General features: G+C 64.0%; 10 protein-coding genes. 9 read left to right on the top strand and 1 reads right to left on the bottom strand.

The features are described from left to right. Positions 1–144 precede the first annotated feature (144 nt). The 3 genes from aspS (at position 145) to AC1Q61_RS19065 (ending at position 4,310) form a co-directional block, all read left to right on the top strand. On the top strand, positions 145–1,953 hold the full coding sequence (gene aspS / locus AC1Q61_RS19075; protein WP_019748356.1) for an aspartate--tRNA ligase: 1,809 nt from the start codon (positions 145–147) through the stop codon (positions 1,951–1,953). 18 nt (positions 1,954–1,971) lie between these two features. Next, positions 1,972–2,937 (top strand): DUF389 domain-containing protein, encoded by a 966-nt coding sequence (locus AC1Q61_RS19070; RefSeq protein WP_195791791.1) that lies wholly within the window; start codon positions 1,972–1,974, stop codon positions 2,935–2,937. Positions 2,938–3,128: 191 nt separating this feature from the next. Beyond that, positions 3,129–4,310, top strand: coding sequence for a protein kinase family protein (locus AC1Q61_RS19065; protein ID WP_021344212.1), 1,182 nt, complete (start codon positions 3,129–3,131; stop codon positions 4,308–4,310). Positions 4,311–4,381: 71 nt separating this feature from the next. On the opposite strand, the gene AC1Q61_RS19060 is transcribed toward AC1Q61_RS19065, so the two are convergent. Then, on the bottom strand, positions 4,382–4,762 hold the full coding sequence (locus tag AC1Q61_RS19060) for a nuclear transport factor 2 family protein (RefSeq protein WP_492650794.1): 381 nt from the start codon (positions 4,760–4,762) through the stop codon (positions 4,382–4,384). Between the two features lie 207 nt (positions 4,763–4,969). Here AC1Q61_RS19060 and AC1Q61_RS19055 point away from each other — a divergent pair, with 207 nt between their 5' ends. The 6 genes from AC1Q61_RS19055 (at position 4,970) to AC1Q61_RS19030 (ending at position 12,442) form a co-directional block, all read left to right on the top strand. Further along, positions 4,970–6,316: a replication-associated recombination protein A gene (locus tag AC1Q61_RS19055; protein WP_378397879.1), complete on the top strand. Its 1,347-nt coding sequence runs from the start codon at positions 4,970–4,972 to the stop codon at positions 6,314–6,316. A gap of 77 nt (positions 6,317–6,393) precedes the next feature. Continuing rightward, entirely contained in the window at positions 6,394–9,066 is a 2,673-nt protein-coding gene (gene alaS, locus AC1Q61_RS19050; protein WP_492650793.1) for an alanine--tRNA ligase, read from the top strand. A gap of 2 nt (positions 9,067–9,068) precedes the next feature. Beyond that, entirely contained in the window at positions 9,069–9,602 is a 534-nt protein-coding gene (gene ruvX / locus AC1Q61_RS19045; protein WP_003944838.1) for a Holliday junction resolvase RuvX, read from the top strand. Continuing rightward, a complete protein-coding gene (gene mltG, locus AC1Q61_RS19040) occupies positions 9,599–10,909 on the top strand; it encodes an endolytic transglycosylase MltG (RefSeq protein ID WP_042445689.1) in 1,311 nt (436 codons plus the stop codon). Before ruvX ends, mltG begins: the two co-directional genes overlap by 4 nt. Then, complete coding sequence (locus AC1Q61_RS19035; RefSeq protein ID WP_492650792.1) at positions 10,899–11,738, top strand: shikimate dehydrogenase; 840 nt, start codon at positions 10,899–10,901, stop codon at positions 11,736–11,738. Before mltG ends, AC1Q61_RS19035 begins: the two co-directional genes overlap by 11 nt. An 80-nt stretch (positions 11,739–11,818) precedes the next feature. After that, a complete protein-coding gene (locus tag AC1Q61_RS19030) occupies positions 11,819–12,442 on the top strand; it encodes a prepilin peptidase (RefSeq protein WP_007728032.1) in 624 nt (207 codons plus the stop codon). Positions 12,443–12,564: the final 122 nt, after the last annotated feature.

Here is a 12,564-nt window from a genome sequence, read left to right as displayed (position 1 = left end):
TCGTGAACAAGTGCTTGCCGTCACTTCTGGAGATAGCTTCGCATGCGATGCGGGTCCGCGTTTCCGCTCTGCGCAGTTCGCTCCGTAGGATCGCAGGCAAAGTAGTCGGTCATCGGTTATTGGAAGTAGTTCGAAAGGAATCCCGTGCTGCGCACACATCTCGCCGGTTCATTGCGACCCGAGCAGGCAGAGCAGACCGTAACGCTCACCGGTTGGGTAGCCAGGCGTCGTGATCACGGCGGAGTGATCTTCATCGATCTCCGTGATGCATCCGGAGTTGCGCAGGTAGTTTTCCGGGCAGGTGACGTGGCCGAGCAGGCGCACCGTCTGCGCGCGGAATACTGCGTTCGCGTAACCGGAACGGTCGAGGTTCGCCCCGAGGGCAACCAGAACTTCGAGATCCCCACCGGAGCAATCGAGGTCAACGCCACCGAACTCGAGGTTCTCAACGAAAGCGCACCGCTGCCGTTCCAGCTCGACGATCAGGTCGGCGAAGAAGCACGCCTCAAGTACCGATACCTCGACTTGCGTCGTGAAGGGCCCGGATCCGCAATTCGCTTGCGTTCCAAGGTAAGTGCCGCAGCGCGCGGCGTTCTCGCGCACCACGAGTTCGTCGAGGTCGAGACTCCGACGCTTACGCGTTCGACGCCAGAGGGTGCCCGTGACTTCCTCGTACCGTCACGCCTGCAGCCCGGTAGCTTCTACGCACTGCCGCAGAGCCCGCAGCTGTTCAAGCAGCTACTCATGGTCGGCGGCATCGAGCGCTACTACCAGATCGCGCGTTGCTACCGCGACGAGGATTTCCGCGCCGATCGTCAGCCCGAGTTCACTCAGCTCGACATCGAGATGGCTTTCGTCAACCAGGACGACATCATCCTGCTTGCCGAGGAAATCCTGACGGCGCTCTGGAAGCTCGTCGGCCACGAGATCAAGACGCCGATCGATCGCATGACCTACAACGAGGCAATGCGTCGTTACGGCAGCGACAAGCCGGACCTGCGTTTCGGTATCGAACTCGTCGAGTGCGCGGAGTTCTTCAAGGACACGACCTTCCGCGTCTTCCAAGCCGAATACGTTGGCGCCGTCGTGATGCCCGGTGGTGCAAGCCAGCCGCGCAAGCAGCTCGATGCCTGGCAGGAGTGGGCGAAGCAGCGCGGCTCCAAGGGCCTGGCGTACGTGTTGGTCGGTGAAGACGGCACTCTCGGTGGTCCCGTTGCCAAGAACCTGACCGACGCCGAGCGCGAGGGCCTGGCCGCTCACGTCGGAGCCCAGCCGGGTGACTGCATCTTCTTCGGAGCGGGCGCGACCAAGTCGACGCGCGCTCTCCTCGGCGCTGCCCGTGGTGAGATCGCCCGCAAGAAGGATCTCATCGATCCCGACGCGTGGGCCTTCGTGTGGATCGTCGACGCTCCGATGTTCGAGCCGACCGCCGACGCCACTGCATCCGGTGACGTTGCTCTCGGCCACTCCGCCTGGACCGCCGTGCACCATGCGTTCACGTCGCCGAAGCCGGAGTTCTTCGACACGTTCGACACCGATCCGGATTCCGCTCTCGCCTACGCCTACGACATCGTCTGCAACGGCAACGAGATCGGCGGCGGCAGTATTCGTATCCACCGCAAGGACATTCAGGAACGAGTGTTCAAGGTGATGGGTATCTCCGAGGAAGAGGCGCAGGAGCAGTTCGGCTTCCTTCTCGACGCCTTCGCCTTCGGCGCGCCTCCGCACGGCGGAATTGCTTTCGGCTGGGACCGCATCACAGCTCTCCTCGCCGGCATGGATTCCATCCGTGAGGTCATCGCGTTCCCGAAGTCCGGTGGCGGCGTCGACCCGCTGACGGATGCTCCGGCACCGATTTCTGCGCAGCAGCGCAAGGAATCGGGTATTGATGCGAAGCCCGAGAAGAAGTCAGAGGACAAGAAGTCCGAAGGCGACACCGTCGAAGCCAAGTAGAGCCGACACCGGATCGCCATGCTGCATTTGCGGGTGATCTGCCCGACCGAGCGCACCGAGCAAGTTCTCGGTGCGCTCGCGTCGCAGCGGGGCGCGACACACATCGTCGTATTACGTGATGTCGCGGTTCATCCCGCCGGCGACATGGTGGAGGCCGACGTCGCCCGTGAGGCGGCCAACGACGTCGTCGATGCTCTGACCGCTCTCGGCGTCGCCGAGGACGGCGGAATGACGCTCGTACCAGTCGAGACGGTGTTGTCGGCGGCGGCGCGCAAAGCTGAGCGCGACGTGCCGGGTGATCCCGCGGATTCCGTCGTGTGGGAGGAATTGCTGTCCCGCACTCGGGAAGAATCAACTCTCAACGGATTGTTCGTCGCGTTCCTGACGATCGCATGTCTGCTCGCGGCAATCGGCGTTGTCACCGACTCTCAGATCACGATCGTGGGCGCCATGGTCGTCGGCCCGGAGTTCGGGCCGCTGGCCGCGCTGGCTGTGGCACTCGTACGGCGGGATCGACGGTTGCGTCGACGTTCGATTCTCGCGCTCGCCGTCGGATTCCCCATCGCGATGGGCGTGACTCTCGCCGCAACGTTCGTGGTGAAGTTCTTCGGGTGGATGGACGTCGTGAGTCTCGAATCGCTCCACGAGGTCGATTTCGTCTACAAGGTCGGGCCCATCTCGTTTGTGGTCGCGCTTCTTGCCGGTGCGGCTGGAATGCTGGCACTCGTCTCGTCGAAGTCCGCTGCCTTGGTCGGAGTGTTCATCTCCGTCACCACGGTTCCTGCCGCCGGTTTCGCGGTGGTTGCGGCAGCAAACGGAGAATGGCGGATCGCCGGGTTGTCGTCGCTGCAACTGGCTGTCAACCTGCTCGGGATCGTCACTGCCTGCGTGCTCGTTCTCTGGGTCAGGACCCGGGCCGACGAGGAATTCGAAGCAGCGTTGAAAGGCATTTCTCGATTTGTCGACGAGGACAAAACTCCATGACATCGCCGGTTCGGAGTTCTGCTCACCGACAGCAGAATTCTCGCGAGAACTGTGTGCCGGTGTGGCGATTAGGGACTTTCGTCATCACCGCAGGTAGGCGGCAATTTCTATCGCGGTGAGAGCTTGAATTCTCCGCTGTGAGTGGATGAGCTGGGCATGATCGGAGTCACTAACGGGTAAGTTGGTCGGTGATGACCGCATTACTGGCAGACCCCGTTTCCGAAGTCGTCGCAGCTGCTGAGCAGTTGCTGACACGCCGCACAGGGGCACCCGTAACCCTGGTGGATCCAGTCGATCTCGGGGGGAGTGGCCGCACCGTCGTGCTGCGCGTACGTGTCGCCGAGAACCCGTTCTCCCTGCCTCGAACGCTGGTGATCAAGCAGGTCCGCGACAACTTCCAGGGAGCTACCAAAACCGCGATTGCGCTCCCCGCCGCGTCTGAAGGTGACTTCGACGTCGAGACGGCTTTCCTTCGTGAAGCGGTGTCGTATCAGTTCGCCAACGCGCTTGCCAAGGACGCACGCCCCGGCGCCGAACTGTTGGCGTCCGACCTCGATGCTCGCCTCTTGATCCTGAGTGATCTCGGCGACGCCACCGCAATCAGCGTCCGACTCGAAGACTCCGACCCGGACACCGTCACTCACACGCTGATGGCCATGGCGCAGGCCATGGGGCGCATGCACGCCGCGACCGTCGGCCGTGAGGACGACTTCACTGCACTGCTGCGTCGCGCCGAGGTCGCCCATTGCTCCGATGAAGTGGCGGATCAGGTGGGACGCGCAGTGGCCGGTGTTCCCGCGATGTTGGTGGAAAGTCTCGGCATCGATGTGAGTTCGGACATTCTCGAGCAGGTTCGGCACGCGCAGACACTGTTCAGTGGCGGTCGATTCCGCGCCTTCAGTCCGTCGGACCTGTGCCCAGACAACATCATCGTCAACGACGACGGCGTGCAGTTCCTCGACTACGAGTGGGGTGGCTACCGCGACGCCCTCCTCGACATCACCTACGCGTTGGTGTCGTTCCCCGGTTGCCTGTGCAACATCGACCTGACCGAAGAGCGGGCGTCGGCGATGGTCGATGCCTGGCGGGCCGAGGTCGTCGGGATGTGGCCGGCCCTGGCCGACGAGGCCGAATTGGGGCGCAGGATCGTCGAGGCCCAACTCATCTGGGTCTGGCTCAGCACCTATCTGTACCTGCCCGAGGATCATTCACGTATCGCCGCTGTCCGTGAGCACTATCTCTCGATTCCACGCGCCGACGCACTGGTGGGCCGCTGGGCAAGGCTCGCGCGTTCGGCGAAGCTCGCCGGCAACGACGCCGTCGAGGCACACGCCCGCGACGTCGTGGCGGCGCTGCGCACCGAGTTCAGTTGAGTTTCTGACTGATCACACGCAGAAGGGCGCCCGTGCATGCAGCACGAGCGCCCTTTTTCGGTCGAGTCCGCTCAGTTGTCGGAGACCAGATCGTTCTCGGACAGGTCCGTCGCCGCGAGCGCCGTCGCCAGATCAGGATGGCGGAACGTCGACGTCACCTGGTCGGCCACGACTCGGAAAGCCGAGGCCAGGGTCGCGGACTTGTCCGGTTCGGCCGCCCACGTTGCGGTCTGTTCGACGACGACCACGCCGTGGTGGACGTACATCTTCCCGGGGACGAGCGTGATGCCGGCGTTGGTGGCCCACTCGCACAGGGCAGCGAGTCCCTGGCTCGCGCCCTTGGGGCCGCCTACCTCGATGTCGTCACTCGACAACTGCAGAAGCGTGTCGATGTCTTGGGAGTTGAGTGCATCGTGCCACGCGAGGACGGTGGCGATCTCGGAGGTGCTCATGGCGACAACGCTATTACAGCGCCTTTGCCGAGGACGTGAGGGCTGGCGGAACTGCGGGTTGTGTCAAGCGTCGGTGGTCTCTAGTAGCGTCGATTCGTGAGCGATTGGCAAGCGGAAGACAGTGTGGGGGCGAAAGACGGCGTGGTGGCGGAAGACGGCGTGGTGGCGGAAGACGGCCTGTTCGAGGCAACTCCGGAGGAATCCGCGATCGTCGACGAACCCGATGTCGTGTCTGTCGCCGAGCGCGCATTGTCCTCGGTGCCGCCTGGTGCTCCTCTGGCCGTCCGCATGCGTCCCCTCACTCTCGGTGAAGTTGTCGGTCAACAGCACCTGCTCGGCCCTGGTGCTCCGCTGCGCAGAATGGTCGAGGGGTCCGGCGCCGCATCGGTACTTCTGTACGGACCTCCCGGCACCGGCAAGACCACGCTCGCATCGTTGATCTCGGGTGCTACCGGCCGCCGGTTCGAGGCTCTGTCGGCTCTGTCCGCCGGAGTCAAAGAAGTCCGCGGTGTCATCGAACTCGCGCGCCGCCGCCTGCTGAACGGCGAACAAACCGTCTTGTTCATCGACGAAGTTCATCGCTTCTCCAAGACCCAGCAGGACGCCTTGCTCGCCGCGGTCGAGAACCGCATCGTGCTCTTGGTCGGCGCGACCACCGAGAACCCGTCGTTCTCGGTCGTCTCCGCTCTGTTGTCGCGCTCGTTGGTCCTGCAACTGCAATCGCTCACCGCTGCGGATGTCCAGGAACTGCTCGAGCGCGCTGTCGCCGACGAACGCGGGTTCGGCGGAGCGATCACGATCGACGACGACGCGATGGAACACCTCGTTCGTCTGGCGGCCGGCGACGCCCGCCGAGCCCTGACGGCACTCGAGGCTGCCGCCGGAGCTGCACTGGACACGGCCGGTGACGCTTCGGGCCCGGTGGTGCTCGACCTCGCGACCGTCGAGGCCAGTGTCGACAAGGCCGCGGTTCGGTACGACCGTGCCGGAGATCAGCACTACGACGTCATCAGTGCATTCATCAAGAGCATTCGTGGATCAGACGTCGACGCCGCCCTGCACTACCTCGCACGGATGCTGACCGCGGGCGAAGACCCTCGCTTCATCGCACGGCGTCTGGTGGTTCACGCCAGCGAAGACATCGGCATGGCTGATCCGATGGCGCTGCAGACTGCCACCGCCGCGGCGCAGGCAGTGCAGCTGATCGGTATGCCGGAGGCTCGTCTGGCGCTGGCACAGGCCACCATTCATCTGGCGACGGCTCCCAAATCGGGTGCGGTCATCGCCGCACTCGGCGCGGCCATGGCCGACGTGGCCGCCGGAAAATCCGGACTGGTACCGCCGCACCTGCGTGACGGGCACTACAAGGGCGCCGAGCAATTGGGCAACGCAGTCGGATACAAGTACCCGCACGACACACGTGATGGTGTTCTGCGGCAACAGTATCCACCGGACGATCTGGTGGGTGTCGACTATTACCAGCCCACCGCGCACGGCAACGAGCGGGAGATCGCCGATCGGGTGAGCAAACTTCGCCGAATAGTTCGTGGCTGACGCCTGCCAGGTTCCACCGGCCGACGCGTTAGTCTGGACACCCATAGCTCGACGCTCTTGAAGGTAAGGACCGGTTAGTGCAAACCCACGAGATCCGCAGGCGATTCCTCGACCACTTCGTCAAGGCCGGCCACACCGAGGTGCCCAGCGCCTCGCTGATTCTCGACGACCCGAACCTTCTGTTCGTCAACGCGGGCATGGTTCCGTTCGTGCCGTTCTTCCTCGGGCAGCAGACGCCGTCCTACTCACGGGCGACGTCCGTGCAGAAGTGCGTCCGCACCCTGGACATCGAAGAGGTCGGCATCACCACCCGCCACAACACCTTCTTCCAGATGGCGGGCAACTTCTCCTTCGGTGACTACTTCAAGAAGGAAGCCATCTCCCACGCCTGGCAGTTGCTGACAGGTTCGGTCGAGGACGGCGGATACGGCATCGATCCCACGCGCCTGTGGGCCACCGTCTACCTCGACGACGACGAAGCGTTCTCGATCTGGCGCGACGAGGTAGGAGTGCCCGAAGAGCGCATCCAGCGCCGCGGCATGAAGGACAACTACTGGTCCATGGGCATTCCCGGGCCGTGCGGCCCCTGCTCGGAGATCTTCTACGACCGCGGCGCCGAATACGGCGTCGAGGGTGGCCCCGAAGCCGACGAGGATCGCTACATCGAGATCTGGAACCTCGTGTTCATGCAGAACGAGCGCGGCGAGGGCACCAACAAGGGCGACTACCCGATCCTCGGACCGTTGCCGAAGAAGAACATCGACACCGGCATGGGCGTCGAGCGCGTTGCGTTCCTCCTGCAGGGCGTCGAAAACGTCTACGAGACAGATCTTCTCCGCCCCGTCATCGACAAGGCCGCCGAACTGACCGGCAGTGTCTACGGGACCGACCACACTTCAGACGTCCGTTTCCGCGTCATCGCCGACCACGCACGCACCGCAGCGATGTTGATCGCCGACGGTGTGAACCCCGGCAACTACGGCCGCGGCTACGTCCTGCGCCGGTTGCTGCGTCGCATCGTGCGTTCGGCCAAACTGCTCGGCAGCGAGCAGCCCACCATGCGCGAGTTCATGGTCGTCGTCCGCGACACGATGGCGCCGTCGTACCCGGTTTTGGAAACCGACTTCACGCGCATCGAGAACGTCGCCGTCGGCGAGGAGACCGCGTTCCTCAAGACGCTGGCTTCGGGTTCTGCTCTGTTCGAGAATGCTGCCGAGACGGTCAAGTCGTCCGGAAAGTCGGTCATCGCCGGCGATCAGGCATTTGCACTGCACGACACCTACGGCTTCCCGATCGATCTCACGCTCGAGATGGCGTCCGAGGCCGGTCTCACCGTGGACGAGGACGGCTTCCGCGCGCTCATGGCCGAGCAGCGCAAGCGCGCCAAGGACGACGCTCAAGCGCGCAAGCACGCCCATGCCGACCTCACGGTCTACAAGGAACTGCTCGACCGAGGTGCCACCGAGTTCACCGGTTTCGACGAGCTCGTCTCCGAGGCTCACGTCCTCGCACTGATCGTCGACGGTGTCCGCGTGCCGGTCGCGAAGGCCGGTCAGAACGTCGAGGTCATCCTCGACCGAAGCCCGCTTTACGCAGAGTCCGGTGGACAGATCGCCGACATCGGTTCGCTCACCGCTCCGGGCCTCGAAGCCAAGGTCAACGATGTGCAGAAGATCGCCAAGAAAGTCTGGACGCACAAGGTGACGGTGCAGAAGGGTGAGATCACCGAGGGCGACGTCGTGCTCGCGCACGTCGACGCCGAGTGGCGCAAGGGTGCAACCCAGGGGCACTCCGGTACCCACATGGTGCACGCGGCGCTGCGTCAGGTGCTCGGCCCCAACGCCGTTCAGGCGGGCTCGCTCAACAAGCCGGGTTACCTCCGCTTCGACTTCTCCTGGCAGGGCGCGCTGTCCGACTCCCAGAAGCAGGACATCGAGGCACTCACCAACGAAGCCGTGGCGTCGAACTACGCGGTCAACACATTTGTCACGGATCTCGACAAGGCCAAGGCGATGGGTGCGATGGCACTCTTCGGTGAGAACTACGGCGACGAGGTTCGTGTCGTCGAAATCGGCGGCCCGTTCTCGATGGAACTGTGCGGTGGCACTCACGTCGGAAGCTCCGCACAGATCGGTCAGGTAACGCTGCTCGGTGAGCAGTCGGTTGGCTCCGGAATCCGACGCGTCGAGGCGTACGTCGGTTTGGACTCCTACCGCTACCTCGCCAAGGAACGCGCGCTCCTGGCCGGACTCTCCTCCTCGCTGAAGGTTCCTTCGGAAGAGGTGCCCGCCCGCGTCGAGGCGCTCGTCGAGCGACTCAAGGTGGCTGAGAAGGAACTCGAGCAGACCAAGGCCAAGGCTGTGCTGGCGTCGGCAGGCGAGTACGTCGCCAAGGCCGAGCGCATCGGCAGTGTCCTCGTCATCGCCGAGCCTGCTCCCGCCGGAGTCGGCGGAAACGACCTGCGCAGCCTCGTCACGGACATCAAGGGTCGCCTCGGCTCCGAACCTGCCGTCGTAGCTCTGCTCGGTGATGTCGAGGGCAAGGTTCCGTTCGTGGTCGCCTCGAGCAAGGCAGCTCAAGGTCTCGGTGTGAAGGCCGGTGAGCTGGTCGCGTCGTTCGGTCCCAAGATCGGTGGCCGCGGCGGCGGAAAGCCCGACATGGCCCAGGGTTCGGGTTCGGACTCCGCAGGAATCCCGGCGGCGCTCGATGCGATCCGGGACAGAGTCGGAGAGCTGGCGGGCGGCAGCTGACGGTGGTGGCTACGCAGCAGGGTCCCGATCGCCCCGGCATCGACGACCCTGGTCGCGGGCGGCGCATCGCCATCGACGTGGGCAGTGTTCGCATCGGCGTCGCGTCCAGCGACCCCGACGGCATCCTCGCGACACCGGTGGAAACGGTTCCACGCTCGAAGGAGCGTGGGCCCGACGCGCCGGATATCCGGCGCATTATCGCCATCGTGTCCGAATACGAGGCGGTTGAGGTTATCGTCGGACTGCCACAGACGCTGCGCGGTGAGCAAGGTAAAGCCGCCGGTATCGCGACTGCATTCGCCAAACGACTGCAGCGGGCCGTCGAACCGATCCCGGTGAGACTGTCCGACGAACGACTGACGACCGTCACGGCTGCGCGCAATCTCCGCGAAAGTGGAGTCAAGGCACGCGGCCAGCGACCGATGATCGATCAGGCTGCGGCGGTGGAAATCCTGCAAGGCTGGCTGGACGAGCGGAGTAGAGCTGTGAAACCAGGGGAGTCGTCGAAGGACGCTGCACTGGAGGGCGATCTGTGAACGCGCGGTGGGATGAGGGCGGCGGAAGCCGGCCCACCAGTTCGTTCGACTTCGACAACGACGAGACCATGGTCATGCGTGCACTGCCGCAGAACATCGATCCGCCGCACATGTCGCGAGCCGAGGCACGCAAGCAACGCGAAGCGCGCAACAAGCGCGCCAAGCGTGGCAAGAAGGTCGGCGTTCTCGCCCTGCTGGTGTTGGTGATCGCAGTCCTCGGTGTTGGTGCATACGGCGCTCTCTGGTACATGGATCGCAACAAGACCGCGGAGGATTTTGCCGGCCCCGGCGGCGCACCCGTGGTCATCCAGATCAACAGTGGAGAAACCGCATCGGAGATCGGTGCGACGCTCGAGGCGAAGAACGTCGTCGCGAGTTCCGCTGCTTTCTACAACGCGGCGATCGCCAATCCGTCTGAGATCCAGAAGGTGCAACCCGGCTTCTACCAGGTGCCGGTGCAGAGTAGCGCCGCGAGCGCACTCGACACCTTGGTTGCCCCGGACTCCCGAGTCGGCAGTGTTGTCATCGCCGAAGGGCGTCAGCTGCACGACAGTTCGGACGCGCAGACCGGCTCGCTCAAGAAGGGCATCTACAACCTCATTTCCGAGGCGAGTTGTGTCGGCCCGGTTTCCGCTCAGAAATGTGTCTCGACAGACGAATTGAACACTGCGGGAGCATCTTCCGATCTGGCTTCGCTCGGCGTGCCCGAATGGGCGATGTCGTCGGTCAAGAGCGTGCCGGACAAGGACCGTCAGCTCGAAGGCCTGATCGCCGCCAGCAGTTGGGATTTCGATCCCACTGCGACGCCGACCGAGATCCTGCGGTCGTTGGTCGAGGGTAGCGCCGCCAAGTACGAGGCCACGGGAATTCTGACAGCCGGCAGCGGGGTCGGAATGTCTCCGTACCAGTTGTTGGTGGCAGCGTCGCTGGTCGAGCGTGAGGCGTTGCCCGCTGACATGGCCAAGGTCGCGCGGGTGATCGTCAACCGACTCGCAGTCGATCAGCCTCTGCAGTTCGACTCCACGGTCAACTACTCACTCGACACCACCGAGGTCGCAACCACGGATGCCGACCGTGAGCGCGTCACGCCGTGGAACACGTACGCAATGCCGGGTCTGCCTGCAACGCCCATCGCTTCGCCGAGCATCGACGCGCTGAAGGCCGTGGAATCGCCGGCGGCCGGTGACTGGTTGTACTTCGTCACGATCAACAAGGAAGGCCAGACGCTCTTCACCAAGAGCTACGAGGAGCATTTGGCCAACATCGAACTGGCACAGCAAAGTGGGATTCTCGACAGTGGACGGTAGTACCGCGACTTCGCTCGCGACGCCCCGTAAGGCGGCAGTTCTCGGAAGCCCGATCGCTCACTCGAAGTCCCCGTTGCTGCATCTTGCGGCGTACGCGGCTTTGGGGCTGAGCGATTGGACCTACGAGCGGATCGAATGCACCGGCGATCAGTTGCCTGCCCTCGTCGACTCACTCGGCCCCGAATGGATCGGCCTCTCGGTGACGATGCCGGGCAAGATCGCAGCACTCGAATATGCCACCGAACGCACACCGCGAGCGGTGACCATCGGCTCGGCCAACACCCTGGTTCGCATCGACGGCGGTTGGCGTGCCGACTGCACGGACGTCGACGGAGTCAGCGGTGCGTTGATCGCCGGCGGTGTCGGCGATCTCAGCGGCACTTCGGCGGTAGTTGTCGGCGCGGGCGGCACCGCGCGGCCGGCATTGGTCGCGTTGGCCGACATGGGAGTTCGGACAGTCACCGTGGTCGCGCGTGATCCGGGGCGCGCATCCGGTGCCATCGAATGCGGTGGTGCGGTCGGGTTGGACATAGATCTGGTCGCCTTCGACGACGCACAGCTAGGCGGGATCTGTGCCGAATCCTCGGTCTTGGTCAGTACCGTTCCCGCGGAAGCGACAGCGCCCTTTGCCCAGCAATTGGGGAAGGCGCGATTTGTCCTCGACGCGATCTACAACCCCTGGCCGACGCCACTTGCTTCGGTTGTCGAGGCGGCCGGTGGCACGGTGATCGGTGGCCTCGAGATGTTGCTCAATCAGGCCTTCGGGCAGGTAGAGCAGTTCACGGGCAAGCCCGCTCCGCGAGAGGCGATGGCAGCCGCTATCGCCTAGCTCTGTTCACAGTGTCGAGGTAGTCCACAAGACAATTCGTAGTCTGCCGCTGGTGAACGCCAGACGCCAAGCTCGAAACCATGTGGACGTTGGTGGTCTTGGCAGGCGCTGGGGTAATCGCTGGTTTCGGTGCTCGGGCGATCGTCGACAATTGGTTGCGGCGACACGGTTATCGACCAGTCGTGACTTTCTGTTGTGTGCCGCAGTGCGCCGTCGCAACAGGCTGGGTTGTCGTCGGTGCGCTGAATACCTCGGTGGTGCAGTTACTTTCCGGTCTCGCCGTGGTGTGGTGGTGCGTCGCGATCTCGACTGTCGACCTGGCTGTGCGTCGGCTGCCCAACAGTTTCACGCTGCCGGGCTACGCCGTCGTGATGGTCTACGCGACGGTGTCGGGAACGGTGTGGGTGGCGGTGGTGGGGTCGGCACTGCTCGCCGGAATCCACCTCCTGGCGCACGTGATGTCGCCTGGTTCCATGGGCGTCGGCGATGTGAAGCTGTCGCTTCCTCTGGGCGCCGTGACCGGATTGGTGGGAGCGGACGCCTGGCTGTGGTCGTTGGTGTCTGCCTCGGTGCTCACCGCAACGCTGGGCACCGCGCTGGAACTGCGAAGACGAGGGCCGGTAGCCCACAATTCGCCCATTGCGCACGGACCCTCGATGTGCCTGGCAGCCTGCGGTTCGATTGCGTTTGCCTGGCTGACGTGACGAGTGCAACATCCGCGAGAAGTCTGGCGTTATTGACCGTTCAACGACGGACGGTGAACTGCAGGAAAGACGTAACCGTCGGTTTCATAAATGCGGGTATTGCCAGCGCGCGGTCCCAGTAT

It is taken from the genome of Rhodococcus sp. MPR-R1B, assembly GCF_058793255.1.
The sequence above is the reverse complement of the archived record's forward strand: the minus strand, read 5'-3'. Positions and strand labels throughout refer to the sequence as shown.

Bases quoted from the DNA above. Each gene is read 5' to 3' on its own strand.
- AC1Q61_RS19070 (WP_195791791.1), top strand. From the start codon at position 1,972: ATGCTGCATTTGCGGGTGATCTGCCCGACCGAGCGCACCGAGCAAGTT.
- AC1Q61_RS19065 (WP_021344212.1), top strand. From the start codon at position 3,129: ATGACCGCATTACTGGCAGACCCCGTTTCCGAAGTCGTCGCAGCTGCT.
- AC1Q61_RS19060 (WP_492650794.1), bottom strand. From the start codon at position 4,762: ATGAGCACCTCCGAGATCGCCACCGTCCTCGCGTGGCACGATGCACTC.
- AC1Q61_RS19030 (WP_007728032.1), top strand. From the start codon at position 11,819: ATGTGGACGTTGGTGGTCTTGGCAGGCGCTGGGGTAATCGCTGGTTTC.